At 65.5% G+C, this 20,445-nt stretch carries 18 protein-coding genes; 8 read left to right on the top strand and 10 right to left on the bottom strand.

All coding sequences use genetic code 11. From position 1 onward, the window contains the following. Positions 1–115: 115 nt before the first annotated feature. The gene (locus tag PMI42_RS18015) at positions 116–886 is read right to left on the bottom strand and encodes an SDR family NAD(P)-dependent oxidoreductase (RefSeq protein WP_008136645.1); all 771 of its coding nucleotides are present in this window, start codon (positions 884–886) and stop codon (positions 116–118) included. Between the two features lie 179 nt (positions 887–1,065). Beyond that, entirely contained in the window at positions 1,066–1,353 is a 288-nt protein-coding gene (locus PMI42_RS18010) for a hypothetical protein (RefSeq protein ID WP_008136644.1), read from the bottom strand. 117 nt (positions 1,354–1,470) lie between these two features. On the opposite strand from PMI42_RS18010, the gene PMI42_RS18005 reads away from it, so the two are divergent. The 3 genes from PMI42_RS18005 (at position 1,471) to PMI42_RS17995 (ending at position 7,418) form a co-directional block, all read left to right on the top strand. Beyond that, positions 1,471–2,865 carry a CoA transferase gene (locus PMI42_RS18005; RefSeq protein ID WP_008136643.1) on the top strand — a complete coding sequence of 465 codons (1,395 nt, stop codon included), beginning with the start codon at positions 1,471–1,473 and terminating at the stop codon, positions 2,863–2,865. A gap of 151 nt (positions 2,866–3,016) precedes the next feature. Then, positions 3,017–4,261, top strand: coding sequence for an efflux RND transporter periplasmic adaptor subunit (locus tag PMI42_RS18000; RefSeq protein WP_008136642.1), 1,245 nt, complete (start codon positions 3,017–3,019; stop codon positions 4,259–4,261). Between the two features lie 40 nt (positions 4,262–4,301). After that, entirely contained in the window at positions 4,302–7,418 is a 3,117-nt protein-coding gene (locus tag PMI42_RS17995; protein WP_008136641.1) for an efflux RND transporter permease subunit, read from the top strand. A gap of 6 nt (positions 7,419–7,424) precedes the next feature. Here the strand turns inward: PMI42_RS17995 and PMI42_RS17990 are convergent, their stop codons facing one another. The 6 genes from PMI42_RS17990 to PMI42_RS17965 form a co-directional block, all read right to left on the bottom strand. Continuing rightward, complete coding sequence (locus PMI42_RS17990; RefSeq protein WP_008136640.1) at positions 7,425–8,054, bottom strand: LysE family translocator; 630 nt, start codon at positions 8,052–8,054, stop codon at positions 7,425–7,427. A gap of 201 nt (positions 8,055–8,255) precedes the next feature. After that, the gene (locus PMI42_RS17985; RefSeq protein WP_035966025.1) at positions 8,256–9,218 is read right to left on the bottom strand and encodes an amidohydrolase family protein; all 963 of its coding nucleotides are present in this window, start codon (positions 9,216–9,218) and stop codon (positions 8,256–8,258) included. Positions 9,219–9,270: 52 nt separating this feature from the next. Next, the gene (locus PMI42_RS17980) at positions 9,271–9,828 is read right to left on the bottom strand and encodes a P-loop NTPase family protein (protein ID WP_008136638.1); all 558 of its coding nucleotides are present in this window, start codon (positions 9,826–9,828) and stop codon (positions 9,271–9,273) included. A 25-nt stretch (positions 9,829–9,853) separates the two neighbouring features. Beyond that, positions 9,854–11,284: a TolC family outer membrane protein gene (locus PMI42_RS17975; RefSeq protein ID WP_085969629.1), complete on the bottom strand. Its 1,431-nt coding sequence runs from the start codon at positions 11,282–11,284 to the stop codon at positions 9,854–9,856. A gap of 187 nt (positions 11,285–11,471) precedes the next feature. Continuing rightward, positions 11,472–12,251, bottom strand: coding sequence for an enoyl-CoA hydratase (locus tag PMI42_RS17970; RefSeq protein ID WP_008136636.1), 780 nt, complete (start codon positions 12,249–12,251; stop codon positions 11,472–11,474). Positions 12,252–12,398: 147 nt separating this feature from the next. Next, the gene (locus tag PMI42_RS17965; RefSeq protein WP_008136635.1) at positions 12,399–13,073 is read right to left on the bottom strand and encodes a hypothetical protein; all 675 of its coding nucleotides are present in this window, start codon (positions 13,071–13,073) and stop codon (positions 12,399–12,401) included. 288 nt (positions 13,074–13,361) lie between these two features. Here PMI42_RS17965 and PMI42_RS17960 point away from each other — a divergent pair, with 288 nt between their 5' ends. The 5 genes from PMI42_RS17960 (at position 13,362) to paoC (ending at position 18,594) form a co-directional block, all read left to right on the top strand. Next, a complete protein-coding gene (locus tag PMI42_RS17960; RefSeq protein WP_035966036.1) occupies positions 13,362–13,907 on the top strand; it encodes a sigma-70 family RNA polymerase sigma factor in 546 nt (181 codons plus the stop codon). A gap of 2 nt (positions 13,908–13,909) precedes the next feature. After that, the gene (locus PMI42_RS17955) at positions 13,910–14,548 is read left to right on the top strand and encodes an NrsF family protein (RefSeq protein WP_008136633.1); all 639 of its coding nucleotides are present in this window, start codon (positions 13,910–13,912) and stop codon (positions 14,546–14,548) included. 234 nt (positions 14,549–14,782) lie between these two features. Continuing rightward, a complete protein-coding gene (gene paoA / locus PMI42_RS17950; RefSeq protein WP_008136631.1) occupies positions 14,783–15,439 on the top strand; it encodes an aldehyde dehydrogenase iron-sulfur subunit PaoA in 657 nt (218 codons plus the stop codon). Next, positions 15,436–16,386, top strand: coding sequence for an FAD binding domain-containing protein (locus PMI42_RS17945; protein ID WP_008136629.1), 951 nt, complete (start codon positions 15,436–15,438; stop codon positions 16,384–16,386). Before paoA ends, PMI42_RS17945 begins: the two co-directional genes overlap by 4 nt. Positions 16,387–16,389: 3 nt before the next feature. Then, on the top strand, positions 16,390–18,594 hold the full coding sequence (gene paoC / locus PMI42_RS17940) for an aldehyde oxidoreductase molybdenum-binding subunit PaoC (RefSeq protein WP_008136627.1): 2,205 nt from the start codon (positions 16,390–16,392) through the stop codon (positions 18,592–18,594). Between the two features lie 17 nt (positions 18,595–18,611). Here paoC and PMI42_RS17935 read toward each other — a convergent pair whose 3' ends face one another. Further along, on the bottom strand, positions 18,612–19,712 hold the full coding sequence (locus PMI42_RS17935; protein ID WP_008136626.1) for a DUF2336 domain-containing protein: 1,101 nt from the start codon (positions 19,710–19,712) through the stop codon (positions 18,612–18,614). 63 nt (positions 19,713–19,775) lie between these two features. Beyond that, positions 19,776–20,445 (bottom strand): GGDEF domain-containing protein (locus PMI42_RS17930; protein WP_008136624.1); only part of this gene is annotated, 670 nt, incomplete at its 5' end.

The raw sequence follows: 20,445 nt of genomic DNA, 5'->3' as shown, positions 1-20,445 counted from the left end.
GGTGGGCAAAGGCGCGCAAGCGCCGTGCCCACGTTCTTTTCCGATCACTGACGGAGGGTGGGCACGCTTCGCTTTGCCCACCCTACGAGTTCTTCATGACGAGGCTGCGCCCGCCTCAAAAATTCACCCGGTTCGAGATCGCCCCGTCCACGACAAGATTCGATCCCGTCGTAAATCCCGACACCGGGCTCGCCAGAAACACCGCCGCGCTCGCGATCTCCTGCGGCGTGGCCATACGTCCCGTCGGGTTGCGCTTCATCGCGTCCTTGTAGCGCTCGGGCATGTTCTGCTCGATCATCTCCCAGACGCCGCCCTTGAAATAGACGGTGCCGGGTGAGACCACGTTGACGCGGATCTTTTTCTTGGCGTATTGCCGCGCCAGTCCCTTGGCCATGTGGATCAGCGCGGCCTTGATCGGGCCGTAGGAGCTGGCGAGATCGGCCTGCGCCGCCGAAATCGAGGCGATGATGACGAAGGCGGCGTCGCCGCGTGCCTCGCCGCTGGCCTCCAGGAACGGCCGCGCGGCGTCGAATGCATGCACGGCGCCGAGCACGTCGAGCCGGAAATTCTGCTCCCACGAAGCGGCGTCATGGCCTTGCGCCATCGCGCCGGCGTTGGAGAACAGCATGTCGATGCCGCCGAGCTCTTTTGCGGCAGTCTCGACCCACGCCTTCAGCGCCGCGCCGTCGGTGACGTCGACCGGGCTGCCGGTGGCGCGGATTCCGCTCGCCTTCAGCTCGGTGACGGTGGCCGCGACCTGTTCGGCGTTGCGTGCGCACACCGCGACATTGGCGCCTTCGCCAGCCAGCGTCGCCGCAATCGCCCGCCCGATGCCGCGCGTACCGCCGAGGACGATGGCGTTCTTTCCTTTGAGACCGAGATCCATTGTTTGGTTTTCCTTTTTTGTTGGTGGCAGGGAGTGTAGCCGCTTCAAGTGAGACGCAGAAGCCTCACCATCGTCATTGCGAGGAGCAAAGCGACGAAGCAATCCAGGCTGCGTCTGCGGACGATTCTGGATTGCTTCGCTGCGCTCGCAATGACGGTGAGGAGAGAGGCTGGCCGCCCTCACTCCGGCGCCGCGCCCACCGGCGGGCCGCCGGGCGGGCGGTGCAGGAAGGTCAGCGAGGCGTAGGCGCCGGCCCAGGAGCCGATCGCGGCGAAGGCGACATAGAAGGCGTTTTCGGTATAGCTGATCACGGCGTAGGAGGAGAGCAGGTACCAGACCGCGCTCCAGTTCGCCGCGGGTACGCGCTTGCGCGCGATCACGGCTGACGTAAACATCACATAGACTGCGTCGGTGGCCGCCGTTGCGATGAACACGGCGCCGGCGGTGAGGGGATCGATGGCGGCCATTGCGTTCCTTTGTGTGCTGATGGAAGCTCGCAAAGCTACAGCATGATCCGGAAAAGTGCGCAGCGGTTTTCCGAAAGATCATGCTCGAACAATAACCTGAAAGAAAGAGAAGCGGTCATGCAAAGCCCCGCCGGCATTCTCAGCGACATCTGGACCTCCGCCGGCGGCGATGCTGCCGCACTCGCGCGTGTACGGCTGACCGGCGAAGAGCCGCAGATCCCGTCCTCGTTCCGCGTCGCTGTCGCTGGCCAAACGACGATTGCCGCGGCCGGCCTGGCCGCCGCCGAGATCTGGCGACTGCGCAGCGGGCAGGTGCAGGACGTCACCGTCGACATGCGCCATGCCGTCGCCGAATGCCGCTCCGAGCGTTACCTGCGCCTCGACGACAAGCCGCCGCCACCGGCCTGGGACGCCATCGCCGGCGTCTACAGGACAGGCGATGGCCGCTTCGTCCGCTGCCACACCAATTTCCCGCATCATCGCGATGCCGTCTGCAAGGTGCTGGCTTGCGAGCCGGAGCGCGAAAAAGTGCAGGCCGCGCTGATGCAGTGGAAAGGCGAGGATTTTGAAACCGCGACCTATGCCGCGGGCGGCGTCGTTGCCTTGATGCGCTCCAGCGACGAATGGTCGGCGCTGCCGCAGGCGCATGCGCTCGCGCAATTGCCGCTCATCTCGATCGAGAAGATCGGCGAAGCTCCGCCAAAGCCCTGGCCCGAAGGCGATCGCCCACTCGCAGGCCTGCGCGTGCTCGATCTCTCGCGCGTCATCGCGGGCCCCGTTGCCGGCCGCACGCTTGCCGCGCACGGTGCGGACGTGCTGCTGGTGTCGGGGCCCGATCTGCCCGCCATTCCCTGGCTCACCATCGATACCGGCCGCGGCAAGCTCACCACCTTCATCGAGCTGAAGAGCGAGGCGGGCAAGGCGCAGATGCGCGCGCTTCTGAAGGACGCCGACATCTTCTCGCAAGGCTATCGCCCGCGTGCGCTCGCCGCGCTCGGCCTTGCGCCCGAAGAGGCCGCGAAGATCAATCCCGGCATCGTCTATGTGACGCTGTCGGCCTACGGCCATACGGGCCCATGGGCCGGGCGGCGCGGCTTCGATTCGCTGGTGCAGACCACCACCGGCTTCAACGATGCGGAAGGCAAGGCCGCCGGCATCGATGACCCGAAGGAATTGCCGGCGCAGATACTCGATCACGCGACCGGCTATCTGATGGCGTTCGGCGCGATGATGGCCAAGGCGCGCCAGGCCAGCCAAGGCGGCAGCTGGCACGTGCGCGTGTCGCTGGCCCAGACCGGACGCTGGCTTTGGAATCTCGGCCGGCTCGATGGCGGATTGAACACCCCGGATCTTACGGGCGAAGCCGTACATGCTGCATTCATCGAGAGCATGCCATCTGGCTTCGGCACGCTGAAGGCGGTGCAGCATTCGGCGCTGCTGTCGAAGACGCCGGCGCAATGGAGCCGTCCGGCGATGCCGCTCGGCAGTCATCCTGCGACGTGGCCGGCTTGAAACTGACGTGAAGCTGACGCGTCGCAAAATTTTAACGCAGTTCGAAAGGTGCGAAGCGTTTTTTAGGTTGTTTGAAATCTCAATTCGGCACTATTAGCGCGACCGATAAGGCAGGCGTCTGCCGAGATCGTCGCAGATACGACCGGGCCCCATGGTAGTTGAAAATACCAAGCGATTGCAGGTGTTTACAAAACAACGGATGATCACCTCCGTAGTTTTACTGGCATTCGCCGGCGCCGGGGCCTACGGCTTCCTCTATGCGGGGACCAAGGACAAGAGCCACTCCGAAGTCTCCAGCCAGTCGCGCAGGAATGCGCAGAATTTCACGCCGACGCCGTCGGAATGGGCGACGCTGACGATCGAGCCGGTCAAGGCCAAGACCTTCCGGGCCGAATACGTCACCGAAGGCAAGGTCGCGGTCGACGAGGACCGTTCGACGCCGGTGTTCTCGCCCTATGCGGGCCGCGTCACCAAGCTGCTCGCCAAGCCCGGCGAGATGCTGAAGCAAGGCCAACCGCTGTTCACAATCGAGGCCGCCGATACAGTGCAGGCCCAGAACGATTTCATCGCGGCGATGACCTCGCAGAACAAGGCGAAGTCGGCGATCGATCTCGCCGATATCCAGTTCAAGCGCGCCAAGGATCTCTACGAGGGCCACGCCATTCCGCTGAAGGACTATCAGCAGGCGGAAGCAACCCAGGTCCAGGCGCAGAACGACATGCGCTCCTCGGTGACGGCGCTGGAGGCGGCGCGCAACAAGCTGCGCATCCTCGGCTTCACCGACGAGACCGTCAAGGTGTTCCAGGACAAGGGCGTCATCGATCGCGAGGTCACGATCAACTCGCCGATATCGGGCACTGTCGTGCAGCGCAAGATCGGCCCCGGCCAGTACGTCAGTTCCGGCGCCAGCGATCCGGTCTTCGTGGTTGGCGATCTCTCCACGGTCTGGCTCACCGCCTTCGTGCGCGAGAGCGATGCGGCCGCCGTCTGCATCGGTCAGGACATCAGCGTCAACGTGATGGCGCTGCCGGGCCGCCCGTTGACTGCCAAGATCAATTACGTCGCCGCCGCGATCGACCCGAGCACCCGTCGCCTGCTGGTCCGCGCCACGATCGACAACAAGGACGGCCTGCTCAAGCCGGAAATGTTCGCCAACGTCACGATCTATTCGGCCGGCGACCGCGCCGCGCCGGCCGTGCCGAAACAGGCTTTGATCTACGAGGCCGACAAGGTCCGTCTCTGGGTCGCGCGCGAGGACAAGTCGGTCGAGCTGCGCGAGATCAAGATCGGGCTCATCAATGGCAACCTCGTCGAGGTCACCAGCAATCTGAAGCCCGGTGAACAGATCGTCGTCAAGGGCAGCCTGTTCATCGACCGCGCGGCGTCCGGCAGCTGATCGACGACCCAAAAAAACTGAAGACAGACTGAAGAGCTGAATGGATCGTCTCGTCGCCCTTGCCGTCAACCGGCGCTTCCTGATGGTGGGCATGTTCGTCGCCGTGCTCATCGGCGGCCTGATCGCATTCAACCAGCTCAACATCGAGGCCTATCCCGATCCGACCCCGCCGATGGTCGACATCGTGACGCAGAGCCCGGGCCTGTCGGCGGAAGAGATCGAGCGTTACATCACGATTCCGATCGAGACCCAGGTTGCGGGCCTGAAGAACATCACGACCATCCGCACCATCTCGCTCTATGGTCTGTCCGACGTCAAAATCCAGTTCTCCTTCGCCTATACCTATGACGAGGCGTTGCAGCAGGTGCTGAACCGCCTGGCGCAGCTCGCGCCGCTGCCGGGCAATGTGCAGCCGCAGATCTCGCCACTCAGCCCGATCGGCGAGATCTTCCGCTATCGCCTGGTCGGTCCGCCGAACTACAGCGTGCTCGACCTCAAGACCATCCAGGACTGGATTCTCCAGCGGCGCTTCCGCGCCGTGCCCGGCGTGATCGACGTCACCGGGTGGGGTGGCAAGAGCAAGACCTACGAACTCCAGGTCGACTTCAACAAGCTCGTCGCCAACGGTCTGACGCTGCCGCAATTGCTCCAGGCCGTCGGCAATGCGAACGTCAATGTCGGCGGCAACACCGTCAACATCGGCCAGCAATCGGCCGTGGTGCGCGGTGTCGGCCTGATCCGTTCCATCGACGATCTCGCCAACACCATGATCTCGCAGACCAACGGCAATCCCGTGCTGGTCAAGGACGTCGCGACCGTCACCGTCGGCCAGAAACCTCGCCTCGGCATTGCCGGCCTCGACGATTCCGACGACATCGTGCAGGGCATCGTCCTGATGCGCCGCGGCGAGCAGAGTTCGCCAACCATCAAGCGCGTGCACCAGCTCGTTCAAACCATCAACAACTCCAGCATCCTGCCGCCCGGCGTGCGCATCGAGCGGATCTACGACCGCGGCGATTTGATCGAGCTCACCACGCACACCGTGCTGCACAACATGGTGGTCGGCATTCTGCTGATCGTGCTGTTGCAGTGGATGTTCCTCGGCGATCTGCGCAGCGCGCTGATCGTGGGCGCCACGATTCCGTTCGCGCTGTTCTTCGCCGTGATCATCCTGGTGCTGCGCGGGGAATCGGCCAACCTGCTGTCGGTCGGCGCCATCGACTTCGGCCTGATCGTCGATGCCACCGTCATCATGGTGGAAGCGATCTTCCGCCGGCTGACCCAGACCACGCCGGTGTCGGAATCCGATCATATGTCGCCCGAGACGCTGTTCGGCATGAAGAGCCATGCCATCCTCAGCGCCGCGGCCGACGTGTCGCGCTCGATCTTCTTTGCCGCGGCGATCATCATCGCGGCATTCCTGCCGCTGTTCACGCTGTCAGGCGTCGAGGGCAACATCTTCGGGCCGATGGCGCGCACCTATGCCTATGCGCTTGCCGGCGGACTCCTTGCCACCTTTACCGTCACCCCGGCGCTGTCCGCGATCATCCTGCCGGCGCATGTCCATGAGACCGAGACCAAGGTGATGCTGATCCTGCACCGGATCTACATGCCGGTGCTGAACTGGGCAGTCGCCAACCGCAACATCATGCTCGGCGCGGCGGTCGGTCTCGTGCTGATGACGGTGGCGCTCGCCCGGCTGCTGGGTCTCGAATTCCTGCCCAAGCTGGAAGAGGGCAATCTCTGGATCCGCGCCACGCTGCCGCCGACCATCTCGCTCCAGGAAGGCAACACCTACGTCAACGAGATGCGCAAGCTGATCCGGGCCCGGCCGGAGGTCGAATCCGTGGTGTCGCAGCACGGCCGTCCCGATGACGGCACCGACGCCGCCGGCTTCTTCAATGCCGAGTTCTTCGCGCCGCTCAAGCCCGCGAGCCAATGGCCCGGCACCCACGACAAGGAAGAGCTGACCGCGCAGCTGCTCAAGCAGCTCGACGACCGCTTCCCTGGCGTCGAGTTCAACTTCTCGCAATATCTCCAGGACAACGTCTCCGAGGCCGTGTCCGGCGTGAAGGGCGAGAACTCGATCAAGCTGTTCGGCAGCGATCTCCAGGCGCTGACCGACACCGCCAACAAGATCAAGTCGGTGCTGGCGACCGTGCAGGGCGTCACTGACCTTGCGGTGTTCACCTCGCTCGGGCAGCCGACCATCCAGATCGACATCAACCGGGCCAAGGCCGCGCGCTATGGCCTTGCGCCTGGTGACATCAACGCCACCATCAAGGTCGCGATCGGCGGTGACACCGCGGGTGATCTCTACGAGCCGGGAAGCGACCGCCATTTCCCCATCATCGTGCGCCTTGCGCCGGAGTACCGCCGGAGCGCGGAGGCGATCCAGAATCTGCGGATCGGCGCCCCCGGGCCGAACGGCACGGTCACGCAGATCCCGTTGAGCGAGGTCGCCAGCATCAGCCTCGTCTCGGGTGCGGCCTACATCTATCGCGAGCAGCAGGAGCGCTATCTGCCGATCAAGTTCTCGGTGCGCGAGCGCGACCTCGGCAGCGCCATCCGCGAGGCGCAGCAGAAGATCGCCGACCAGGTGCAGCTGCCGCCCGGATCGCACATGGAATGGGTCGGCGAGTTCGGCAATCTCCAGGATGCGATCAAGCGGTTGTCGATCGTGGTGCCGATCTCGCTGGCGCTGATCGGCATCCTGCTCTGGTTCAATTTCGGCTCGATGACCGACACGCTGCTCGCGATGAGCGTGATCCCGATGGCGATCTTCGGCGGCGTGCTCGGCCTGTTGATATCAGGCACGGCGTTCAGCGTCTCCGCGGCGATCGGCTTCATCGCGCTGTTCGGCATCGCCGTGATGGACGGCATCATCATCCTGTCGCAGTTCAACCAGTTGATCGAAGAGGGCATGGATCGCATGAGCGCGGTGATCCGCACCGGCGAGCTTCAGCTCCGGCCCGTGCTGATGACCTGCGTCGTCGCCGGCGTCGGCCTCTTGCCTGCGGCGCTGTCCGAAGGCATCGGCTCACAGGTGCAGAAGCCGCTCGCGGTCGTGGTCGTCACCGGCATGATGCTGGCGCCGATCGTGATCCTGGTGACGCTGCCGGTGCTGATCTCGTTCTTCTCCCGCCGCGCCCGCTAACGAGGGTTAGCTGAACATCCGCTGCGCGATCCGCACCAGCATCATGGTGCCGAGCCCGAGCAGCATCAGACTCGCAAACCGGCTGCTCAGCGACAACATCCGCGGCGTCAACCGTGACCGCGCGGTTGCGACGATTGTGCTGAGCACCATCCACCAGACTGCAGAGCCCACGAAGACCCCTGCGATGAGCGGTGCCGCCGCTGACTGCGTCGAGAATGCGTGCAGGGCTGCCAGAAACAGGATGACCGTGAGCGGATTGGTGAAGCCAAGCGCGATGGCGCTGAGATAGGCGCGGGCAAGGCGCACTTTGTCGATCTCGTCCGTCGCCTGAAGCGCGATGGAACCGCGATGCGTCCGCATCGCGAACCACAGCAGCGTCAGAGCCGACACGATGCCGAAGACCGCAGCATTCGCCTCGACCCAGGGCTGCGCAAGTGCACCGAGTCCCAGGACCGCGAAGGCGCTGTAGGCGAGATGCACGGTCGCGGCACCAAAGCCCGTCGCGAGGCCGGTGGCGATGCCCGACGCCAATGTGCGCTGGATGCACAGCATGCCCATGGGCCCGATCGGGGCGGCGACGGTGAAACCAATTCCCACGCCGGAAAAAAGCGCGGCGAGATAATGTGATAAAGGCATGCGACCGCACGAACAGATGAAATCTGTGTGCGTGCGTACCGGTGAAAATGAATCGTCGCCTCAACCGTACGGCTGAAAGGCGAAAGCAAACTCAAACACGTTCGTGTGAGTCCAGGGAGGTTGTGCTCTTGCGACAACAGTTCCACGACTCGACATGGAACTGCGTCGCATTTTGTTGAACCTAATTGCGCGTGTCGCGACTCAGAAGCCGTAGAGTTGCGCCGGATTGTCGACCAGGATCTTCTTGCGCACATCTGCATCCGGTGCCCACACCGGAAGCTGGTTGAGCAAGGCGCCGTCGTCGATCTGGTAGAGCGGCGCGATGTCGGTGGCTTTGCGTCCTTCGACGCGGCTCGAATCCGGATGCGGCCAGTCGGTTCCCCAGACGATGCGATCGGGATTGGCCGCGATCAGCGCGCGCGCGTAGGGCACCATGTCCTGGTAGTCGGGCGCGAGCTTCGACGAACGGTAGGCGCCGGAGATCTTCACATAGGCCTTGCCGGACTTCACCAGCGCGACGAGATCGGAGAAGCCGGGTTGCTCCAGACCTAGCGGTGCTTCGAGCCCGCCGAAATGGTCGAATACCACGGGCACCGGCGCGCTCTCGACGAGGTCCTTGATGGCCGAGATCATGGCCAGCGTGGTGTAGAGCTGGACGTGCCAACGGCGCGCCTTCATGCGCTCGACCGCGGCGGTGAAGCGCGACCGGCCGACATTGGGATCGTTGACGCCGCCGGTCGCGAGATTGAGGCGCATGCCGCGGAAGCCGTCCGCCTGCATCGTATCGAGCTGGGCCTCGGTCGTCTTGTCGTCGATCACCGCAACCCCGCGTGCGGTTCCGCCACGCGCCTTCATGCCGAACAGCGTCGAGGAATTGTCGGTGCCGTAGACGCTCGGCGTCACGATCACCACGCGCTCGATATGCAGCGCCTTGTGCAGCGCGGCCATTTCCTCGGGGCTCGCCGGCTCCGGCGTGTAGACGCGTCCGGTGAAGAACGGAAACTTTTCGACGTCGCCATGGATGTGGGTGTGGCAGTCGCAGGCATGCGCCGGGACGTCGAAATTCACCGGCGTCGCGGGCTGCGCCGCGCGGGCGTGGGCTTTGCTGGTCATGGCTACTCCGGCGGCAAGAGAGGCAAGCAGAACGCTGCGTCGATCGAGCATGGTTTCTCCCCCTGATGTTATTGTTCGGCAGTGGTGCCGCGAGAGTATCACATCAGCCCGGCAACCGCTCCGCTTCGCTGCATAGCTGCTCGACAAGCTCCGCAAGCGGGCGTGAGCCGTCGACGCGCACCACCGGACAGGGCAGGCCCGCGAGCCACGCCTCATCTTTTGCGCGATTGCGCCCGTCGCGATCGCCGGCTTCGTAGTGCGAAGCCCAGTCGACGAACGACTCCGTCTCCTCGTGACGCCAGCCCCCGAGCGCGACAGCATCGGTACCGAAATGAGCAGCTTCGCGCGCACGCAACCGCAGCAAGCGAAGCTCGCTCGGTGTCGACACGAAGACGACGAGATCGAAGAACGGGATGAGCTCGTCGCCCCAGCCGGTGACGGTCCCGCTCAGCACCCAATCCAGACGCGGCAGGAACATTTCGCGCATCAGGCGCAGACGCTCGGCGGCAGGACGCGTCGTCTGGTAGGGCGGCGCCGTCGGCAGCCAGAAATAATCGTCGCTGTCGTGATGCGGTAGCGCAAGCCGGCCCGCAAGCGCGCGGCCGAGCGTCGTCACGCCGGAGCCCGAAGCTCCCATCAGATGGATGCGGCGGCTTTTCATCGGCACCACGCCAATAGATTTGAAATCACTGCCCCGACGGCGTGCGCAGGCCGTGCCAGGCGTCGCGGACCTGCTGGTAGTGCACCTCGGGCAGATAGTCCGGCGTATTCAGGCTCAGGGTCTTGACGTCGAGATGGCCGACGGCGCTGAGCAATGTGTAGGAGGCGATGACGCGGTCGCGCAGCGCGCCGATCAGGCGGGCCTTGGCCTGGATCAGATCGGCCTGCGAGTTCAGCACGTCGACCGTCGTGCGCTGTCCGCCGGCGGCCTCGCGCTGCACGCCCTGCAGCGCGACCGTTGCCGCCTTCACCTCGGACTCCGAAGCCGAGACCGCGATCTTGGCGCCTTCATTGGCGACCCAGGCGCTGACCGCGGCCGTGCGCGCCTGGTTGCGCACCTGGTCGAGCACGAGCCGGCTCTGTGCGGTGATTTCCTTGGCCTGCCGGGTCTGCGCGGCGGCCTGGCCGCCGTCGTAGATCGGCACGGTGACATTGCCGACGATCGAGGCCTGGTCCTCGGCGAAGGTGCCGAGCGTCGGGTCGTTGTTGCGGCTCTTGCTGGCGCTGCCCTGGATGGTGGCGCTCGGCAGCAGCGCACCCTCGGCGACGCGGATGTTGGTGGAGGCGACGTCGACGTCGAAGCCGGCGGCCATCACCGCCGGGTGCTGACGGATCGCCATCGTCAGCGCATCCTCGCGGCTCCTGGGCAGATAGCGGTCGACCACTTCGGCGGGCCGGAGCTGCGACGGCGAATTGCCGATCACTTGCGCATAGGTCGCCTGGCTGATCGCGAGCGCGACTTCGGCGGCGTTGAGATCGGAGAGCCCGCGATTGAGACGCGCTTCGGCCTGGGCACTGTCGGTCGGCGTGACATCGCCGGCGTTGAGGCGGCGCTGGGTGACGGACAGCGTCTCGCGCAGGAAGGCGACGTTGGAACGCTGCGCCTCGACCAGCGACTGGTTGGCAAGCACATTGGTGTAGGCGGTAACGGCGTCGAGCAGCACGCCCTGGCCGACATTGCGCAGCGCCTCGCGGCCCGACTGCACCTGGAGCTCGGCGGCGCGGACGTTGTTGGCGGTCCGGAAGCCGTTGAACAGGGTCTGCGTCACGGTGACGCCGATCACCCACGGCTTCAGATTGGCGGTCTGGATGGTGTTGTCGGGCAAAAGGTTGCGCACCGATTGCAGGCCGGCGCTGAGGCTCGCCACGATCTGCGGCCGGTAGCCGGCCAGCGCCTGAGGCACGTTCTCGTCGGTGGCGCGCTGCCGCGCGCGCTCGGCATTGAGCTGCGGGTTGGTCTGGTAGGCTTTCGCCAATGCCTCCGGCAGGGCCTCGGCCGACGCGGCCGAAGGCAGGGCGCAACACAGCGCCAGCGTGGTCCATGTCGCAAGCACAGGACCCACGCCCGATCGACGCCGCGTCATCACGCGACCAGCTCTGGCGGCACGCCCAATCATGTAATCCCGCAAATTCCCGGCTGTCCGCCCCCGTCGACGGTGGCCTCTTAACTGTTTAACCAGCCGAGGTCCCGCAGGCAAACTGCCGCGGGGGAAACCCCCATCTATTCCGTGCTTGTTGCAGGGGCGTCACAGGGTTTCTGCGGGAATGTGTCCGAGCCTTACACCAGCCTGACCAGCTGATGCCTCAGCGGTTCTTGTTCACCGGTTTGCGCTTCTCGATGAACGCCGCCATGCCCTCGGAGCGGTCTTCCAGCGCGAAGGTCGCGTGGAACAGATTGCGCTCGACGCTCATGCCCTCGGCGAGCGTGGTCTCGAAGGCGCGGTTCACCGCTTCCTTGGCCATCGCGGCCGCGGGGCGCGACATCGCGGCGATCTTCTCGGCCGCGGCCATGACTTCGTCCATGAGCTTGTCGGCGGGCACGATGCGGCTGACGAGGCCCGAGCGTTCGGCTTCGGCGGCATCCATCATGCGGCCGGTGAGGCACAGATCCATCGCCTTGGCCTTGCCGATGGCGCGGGTCAGGCGCTGGGTACCGCCGATGCCGGGAATGGTGCCGAGCGTGATTTCGGGCTGCCCGAATTTGGCGGTATCGGCGGCGATGATGAAGTCGCACATCATGGCGAGCTCGCAGCCGCCGCCGAGTGCATAGCCCGACACCGCAGCGATGGTCGGCTTGCGGCAGCGCGCGACGCGGTCGCCGCCGATCGCGGCGAAGTCTTCCGAGAACATGTCGATGAAGCCCTTCGGCTGCATCTCCTTGATGTCGGCGCCGGCGGCAAATGCCTTCTCGCTGCCGGTCACGACGATGCAGCCGATGGCATCATCGCCCTCGAGATCGTCGACGGCGGCGGCAATCTCGCGGAAGACGCCGAACGAGAGCGCGTTGAGCAGCTTCGGCCGGTTCAGCTTGATGATGCCGACCGCACCGATGCTTTCGACGATGATGTGTTCGAACGTGCTCATGCTCCACCCACGCTTTTGATTGGGCGGGCAATGTGCCCGCTGGCGCGGTGGGCTTCAAGGGCCAAAGGAGCCCGGAACGCGCGGCAAGACGCACGTCCCGGGCGAGGTCGTCAGGTCAGGGCTCAGGCCAGAAATCAGGCCAACCCATCAGGCCATGAACATGCGGGCGGCGGAGGCCAGCGTCAGCAGCGTGCCGACGCCGATGAAGATCTTGCCGATCAGGGAGCTCTGGTCCCAGGCCGAGCTATGGTCGCTGCTCGCCATCACAGGCGCGGGCCGCGGCTGCGCGTCGGTTGCGGCGATCACCGCCTTCTGCGCGGGGGCAGCGTCCTGTTGCAGGGCGCGGTCGGGATCGCTCGACTGGTCGGATGCGGCTGCCTGGCCCTCGGCATTCGGCGCGGCGGCATTGTCGGCAGCCGCCTGGAGGTTGTCATTGGCACGGTCCGTCATTGCGGAGGCCGCAACTGCGGGCGGCGTATCGGCCGCGGCAAGCTGCGCATGGGCGTTGGCGACTTCCGCCGGCATCTGGCTTGAGGCCGGCACGTCGCTATCGGCATTGTCGTCGACCCTGGCCTCGTCCGTCCTTGGCGCGGCGCCCGTCTTGCCGGCCTTGTCGTCGGAGGATTTTTGCGCCGTCTTGCTGCTGCTGCGGCGAGAAATATGGCGCCGCTGTTTGCCCGGCTTGACCGCGTCGGCCTGTTTGCTTGCGCTGTCCGGCTTGCCGCTCGCAGCCGAACTCGGGGCCGCCTGTGCAACGCCTCCGAACAGCAGGAAAAGTCCGGCCAGAAGAATCAGGGCAGCGCGCCCGCTGGTTTTTATCATGTTGACGATCTCCCCAATCCACCCATCCCGGGATCGAACAGAGACGCCGGGGCGTGACGACAGCGGGGCAGAAAATGGGAATCTTCGGGCCACACCGGGCAAAAACGGGGCAAGTGCAGCTGCCATGCAGGCGGCCGGGTGCGGGCGCGTCCGATCGGTGTTATGAGCCCTCGCAGGTTCCGACGGCCGCATCCAGTGCGAGGCCCTGGCCGGATCACGAATTCGTGATCTGACGAGTGCCTGCGTAACAAATTGAAAGGGCGGCCGAATTGCATGGTGAGGGCGCGCGTGCGCGGACGTGAGGACGAGTGGACCGGCCTGATGCGGTCGGCCATGGCGGGTGATGATGCGGCGTATCATCGCCTGCTGAAGGCGGTCACGCCTGTGCTGCGCGCCGCTGCGAGGCGTGGGCTGGCGCGGGCCGGCCAGCCTCTTGATCAGGCCGAGGATATCGTGCAGGAGATTCTGTTGGCGGTGCATTTGAAACGGCACACCTGGGACAGCGAAGCGCCTTTCGCCCCCTGGCTGTTTGCGATCGCCCGCAACAAGCTGATCGATACGCTCAGGCGGCGGGGCAGGCGGATCTTCGTCGACATCGACGATTTCGCCGAGACGCTGCCGGGAGAGGTGCCGGAGGAGACGGCCTCGGCGGCCGAGGTCGCAACGCAGCTGGGCTCGCTGCCGCAGCGCCAGCGCGACGTGTTGCAGTCGATCGCGGTCGAGGCCGCCTCGATCAAGGACACGGCGGCGAAGTTTTCGATGAGCGAAGGTGCGGTGCGGGTCGCGCTGCATCGCGGACTTGCGGCTCTTACTGCCAAACTGCGGGACCACTAGTCATGGACACCGATCAACTCATTCGCTCGCTCGCCGCCGACAACACCCATCGCGCCCCGCGCGTCGGCGCCATGCTGACCACGGCGCTGCTGGTGGCCGCGCCCCTGTCGATTCTGATCTTCGCGACGTTTCTCGGCATCCGTCACGACGTCATGAGCGCGATGCGCAACCCGTTCTTCGACATGAAGTTCGCGGTCACGCTGTCGCTCGCGATTCCCGCCATCATCGTCAGCCTGCATCTGTCGCGGCCCGAAGCCCTGCTGCGCGGCTGGGGCTGGCTGCTCCTGCTCCCGGTGGGATTGCTTGCAGTGGCGATCGGCAGCGAGGCGATGATGGCGCCGGCCATGCCGATGACGATGCGGTTGATGGGCAAGAACTCCAGGGTGTGCCTGCTTGCGATCCCCGCGATGTCGCTGCCGCTGCTTGCGGGGGCGCTGTTCGGCCTGCGCCACGGTGCGCCGTCGCATCCCGCGCTCGCCGGCGCGCTCGCCGGCCTGGTGTCGGCCGGTCTCGCCGCGACGCTCTACGCCTCGCACTGCACCGACGATTCGCCACTGTTCGTCGCGACCTGGTACACGCTCGCGACCGCGCTGGTGGCCGCGATCGGGGCGCTCGTGGGCTCGAAAGTTTTGCGCTACTAGATCTTGCGCTACTAGATCCTGCGCGACTGCAGGTGTTCCGCGTCGACGTCGCGTCACATGGCCGCGACTTCCGGCTTTCGACCAGCGCGATCGCGCCTGCATTAATGAATGACAGACATAGGTTCATGCCGTCGTGAACGGCTAATCCGGGCCCCGTCTAGAAACTAACTTCGGTTGGACGACTTCTATCCAGAGCGTCGATGGACGCTGCTGTAGCGAGGGATATGCCCAACCATGCGAAAACCCAGCGCATTCGAAATGTCGCGGCGGAACCTTCTGATCGGGACCGCGACGTCGGTGGCGATCGGCGCCACATCCGCACAAGCGCAGAATTCGGTTCCGCAGCCCCTGGCGGCTGCAACTGCGGCGGACGCGCCCGCGATGGCGACGGTGTCCTTCAACGTCAACGGCGAGGTTCGGGCGCTGAAGCTTGACACCCGCACGACGCTGCTGGACGCTTTGCGCGAGCATCTGCATCTCACCGGCACCAAGAAGGGCTGCGATCACGGCCAGTGCGGCGCCTGCGCCGTGATCGTCGGCGGGCAGCGCATCAATTCCTGCCTGACGCTCGCGGTCATGCATGAGGGCGACAGCGTCACCACGATCGAGGGGCTCGGAACGCCCGAGCACATGCATCCGATGCAGGCCGCCTTCGTCAAGCATGATGGCTTCCAGTGCGGCTATTGCACGCCGGGCCAGATCTGCTCGGCGGTGGCCGTGCTCGACGAGATCAAGGCCGGCATTCCCAGTCACGTCACGGACGATCTGAACGTCGCGCCAGAATTGACCAACGCCGAACTGCGCGAGCGCATGAGCGGCAACATCTGTCGTTGCGGCGCCTATTCGAACATTGCCGAGGCCATCACCGAAATTGCCGGGAGGCCCGCATGAGATCCTTTACCTACGAAAAGGCGCATTCGCCCGCGGCGGCGGCCTCCGCGGCCGTCCGCACCAGCAACGCAAAATTCATCGCCGGCGGCACCAATCTGCTCGACCTGATGAAGCTCGAAATCGAGACGCCGTCCCATCTGATCGACGTCAATGGTCTCGGCTTCGACAAGATCGAACCGACGCCCGAGGGAGGCCTGCGCATCGGCGCGCTTGTGCGCAACACGGCCTTGGCTGCGGACGAGCGGGTGCGGCGCGACTACGGCCTGCTCTCGCGCGCGCTGCTCGCCGGCGCCTCCGGGCAATTGCGCAACAAGGCCACCACCGCCGGCAATCTGCTGCAGCGGACGCGCTGTCCCTATTTCTATGACACCAACCAGCCCTGCAACAAGCGCAGCCCCGGCAGCGGCTGCGCCGCCATCGGCGGCATAACCCGCCAGCATGCGGTGATCGGCGCCAGCGACGCCTGCATCGCGACCCATCCGAGCGACATGGCAATCGCGATGCGCGCGCTCGATGCGACGGTCCAGACGGCTCGTCCTGATGGCACGACCCGAAACATCCCGATTGCCGATCTGCACCGTCTGCCCGGAAACACGCCGCATCTCGAGACGACGCTCGGGGCCGGCGAGCTGATCACGTCCGTGACGCTTCCGAAGCCCCTCGGCGGAACGCACGTCTATCGCAAGGTGCGCGACCGCGCCTCCTATGCGTTCGCGCTGGTCTCGGTCGGAGCCATCGTCCAGCGCGATGGAACGGGACGGGTCGCCGTCGGAGGCATCGCTCACAAGCCCTGGCGCGTCGAGGCAGCGGAAGCCGAGATGCCGCGCGGCGCCAAGGCCGTCGCTGCACGTTTGCTCGATGGTGCCAAGCCGACCCGGGACAATTCATTCAAGCTGGCATTGGTCGAGCGCACGCTCGCCGCCGTGCTCACCGAAGCAAAGGGTTGAGCCATGAAGTTCGATACGCCCGCGACCACAAATCCGATCGACCAGCTCAAGATCATCGGACATGCGACCAGCCGGATCGACGGCCCTCTCAAGACGACGGGGAAGGCAACCTACGCCTATGAATGGCACGACGTCGGCTCGCGCCCGGCCTACGGCTACATCGTCGGTTCGGCCATCGCCAAGGGGCGGATCGCATCGATCGATCTGTCGCGCGCCAAGGCCGCGCCGGGCGTCATGGCAATCGTCACCGCAGAAAATGCCGGCAAGCTCGGCAAGGGCAATTACAACACGGCAAAACTGCTCGGCGGCCCCGAGATCGACCACTATCATCAGGCCGTCGCGGTCGTCGTTGCCGAAACTTTTGAACAGGCCCGCGCCGCGGCCCAGCTTGTTCAGGTTAGTTACAGCGCGGCGAAGGGCTCGTTCGATCTGGCCGCCGGACGGGATGGCGCTGCAAAGCCGCCCGGCCGCGGCGACAACCAGCCGGACACGAATGTCGGCGATTTTCCCGGTGCCTTCGCCGCCGCGCCGGTGCAACTCGATGCGACCTACACCACCCCGGATCAGGCCCATGCCATGATGGAGCCGCATGCGTCGATGGCGGCGTGGGATGGCGACAAGCTCACTCTCTGGACATCGAACCAGATGATTGCCTGGACGACCGGGGACGTTGCCAAGACGCTCGGCCTTCCCAAGGAAAACGTGCGCCTCATTTCCCCCTTCATTGGCGGCGGCTTCGGTGGAAAGTTGTTCCTTCGTTCGGACGCGGTCCTGGCGGCGCTAGGCGCCCGTGCCGCCAACCGTCCGGTCAAGGTCGCGATGCAGCGCCCGCTGATGTTCAACAACACCACGCATCGCCCGGCGACGATCCAGCGGATTCGCATCGGTGCCAACAGGGACGGCAAGATCACCGCGATCGGACACGAGAGCTGGTCGGGCAATTTGCCGGAGGGCAGGCCGGAGACGGCGGTCCAGCAGACCCGTCTGCTCTATGCCGGCGAGAACCGGATGACGGCGTTGCGTCTGGCCATGCTGGACCTGCCCGAGGGCAACGCCATGCGTGCACCCGGTGAGGCACCCGGCATGATGGCGCTGGAGATCGCCATGGACGAGATGGCGGAGCGGCTGAATCTCGATCCCGTCGAATTCCGCGCGCGCAACGATACCCAGGTCGATCCCGAACATCCGGGCCGTCCGTTCTCGCGGCGGCAGCTTGTCGCGTGCATGAAGACCGGTGCGGAACGCTTCGGGTGGAGCGCGCGAAATGCCGAGCCGGGCAAGCGGCGGGAAGGCCGCTGGCTGGTGGGCATGGGCATGGCGGCTGCGTTCCGCAACAACCTTCTGATGAAGTCGGGCGCCCGCGTTCGTCTCGATCGAAGCGGGACCGTGACCGTCGAGACCGACATGACGGACATAGGAACCGGCAGCTACACCATCATCGCGCAGACCGCGGCGGAGATGATGGGGCTGCCACTCGAAAAGGTCGTGGTGCGCCTCGGCGATTCCAGCTTCCCGGTCTCCGCCGGCTCCGGCGGGCAGTTCGGTGCGAACAATTCGACCTCCGGTGTTTATGCCGCTTGCGTCAAGCTGCGCGAGGCGGTGGCACAGAAGCTCGGCTTCAATTCCGCTGACGTCGCGTTTTCGGACGGGCAGGTGTCCTCGGGCAACCGAAGCGTCCCGCTGGGACAGGCTGCGTCGGACAGCGAGCTGATCGCGGAGGATTCGATCGAGTATGGCGATCTTGCCAAGACGCATCAGCAATCCACGTTTGGCGCGCATTTCGTCGAGCTCGGCGTCGACGTGGCGACGGCCGAGATACGCGTTCGCCGCATGCTCGCCGTTTGTGCCGCAGGCCGGGTCCTCAATCCGAAGACGGCGCGCAGCCAGGTGATCGGCGCCATGACGATGGGCGTCGGCGCGGCGCTGATGGAAGAGCTGGCCGTGGACAAGCGCACCGGTTTCTTCGTCAACCATGATCTGGCCGGCTACGAGGTTCCGGTTCATGCCGACATTCCACACCAGGATACGATCTTCCTGGACGAGACCGACCCGATGTCGTCGCCGATGAAGGCCAAGGGGATCGGCGAGCTCGGGCTATGCGGTGTCGCGGCGGCGCTCGCCAACGCCATCTACAACGCGACCGGCATACGGGTGCGCGACTACCCGATCACGCTCGACAAGCTCCTGCACCGGATGCCCGACGCCTGACGGCGGCGGCACGCCGCTCAGGCCGCCGGCGTCGTGCTCTGCATGCGGTGGAAGCGCAGCACCTGCTGTGCAGTCGATGCGCGCAACGCCTCGTAGGTATCGCGCAGCGTCAGCACGTCGGTCAGCGAGCCGCCTGACAGCTTCTCGCGCATGGCGATGATCGCGCGCACGCTGGCCCACGACATGCCGGCAACCTTGGCGAGGATCATCACGCCCTCGGTGCGGCTTTCGATCATCATGGTCTCGGCGGTCTCGACCGCAACGCCCGCGAGCGCGGCGAGCCCCGCGTTGGTTTCGTCGAACTTGCCCTGGTCTGCGAAGGCGGTGACCTGAAGCTCGTTGAGACGCCCGTCCTCGTGGAGCGACTTCACCAGCGCGCGCGCCATTTCGGTCTGCCGGGTCATGGCGGCGGCGCGGACTCGCTGGGCCGCTGCCTGGACCACGCTCGACACCTCGTCCGCGAGCTCGGGATGGGCGGCTTCCAGCTTCCTGCGCACGCTCAAGGAGGCCTTCGCGATCAGCTTCAGATAGTGATGACGCGGCAGGTCGGGCCGCAGGCCGATGCAGGTGGCCAGATCATCGTCGCGTTCGGCGCGCGTGACGAGATCGGTGAGACTTCCCTCGGAGATCTGCGCGCCCGGATTGCTGACGGTCGACTGCACCACGTCCTCGTCGCCGCGCGTCACCAGCTCGTCGGTGAGCGCTTCCGACAGCACCCGCCGCAGCGAGATCGCCTTGAGATGCGCCTGGCCCCGCGTGCGCGCGATCTCGATCAGGGTCGCCTCGTCCAGCCGTTCCGATTTCGACAGCACGGGGCCTGCGACCTCGATGACCTCGTCGAGCGCGAGCGTGCGGATGATCTTCGGCGGTGCGGCCGCGACCGGCGCCAGGCGGTCGGCGAGCAGCGCCCGGGCCGAGGTCTCGATCTGCTCGATCAGGCACTGGAACACGTCGTCGAACAAGCGGATGTGGTCGTCGGAATACTCCACCGCGCTGCCCAAGAACAGATCGGTGACGCGGCGCAGCGTCTCGACGCGGCGCGCGACGGTGCCGTGCGAGAGCGCAGCCTGCAATTCCTCCAGCAGGTTCTCGGATGGTTTGGCGGATTTCGATCTCATTGCCCTGTCCTGGAGCGTGCGATCCGGCGGCGGCTTCTGACGCGCCGGGAGAAAATGGATTGGTCAGCTGGTCGCAACTCGGTTGCGCCCTTGCGCCTTGGCGGAATAGAGCGCGCTGTCGGCGCGCGCGAGAAACGTGTCGGCAGTATCGGCGTCGCGGAGCGTCACGACGCCCGCGGAAATCGTCACCCGCATGCCCGGAGAAAATGCACTCCAGTCGAGATCGGCGACGATGCTGCGCAGCCGATCCATCATGCGCAGGGCGGCGTCACCTTCGGTGCCCGGCAGCATCAGCAGGAATTCCTCGCCGCCGTAACGACCAAAACAGTCGGTCGGGCGGATGTTGGCGAAAATGGTGATGGCGAAGGTGCGCAGCACCTCGTCGCCGACGGGGTGGCCGTGGGCGTCGTTGATGCGCTTGAACCAGTCGAGGTCGATCAGCGCGATGGCGCAAGGTGCGGAGGTCTGCCGCGACTTCTCCATCTCTGCGTCGAGAAGACGCATGATGCAGCGGCGGTTGTAGGAACCGGTCAGCTCGTCGAGCTCGGCCAGTTCCTCGATGCGCTGATAGGCAGCCTTCAGCTCGATGCTGCGCTGGTACAGGATCTTGCGCAGCGTGGCGCCGAACAGGCCGAGAAACGCACACTGGCCGATCACCAGCACGAAGCACAGCATCGAGGCGGCCCGTTGCAGCTTCGTCGCAACGGGCATGCCGATCGGCAGGGCGGGGGCG

This window comes from Bradyrhizobium sp. YR681 (assembly GCF_000282615.1).
In the GTDB taxonomy this organism is placed as follows: domain Bacteria; phylum Pseudomonadota; class Alphaproteobacteria; order Rhizobiales; family Xanthobacteraceae; genus Bradyrhizobium.
The sequence above is the reverse complement of the archived record's forward strand: the minus strand, read 5'-3'. Positions and strand labels throughout refer to the sequence as shown.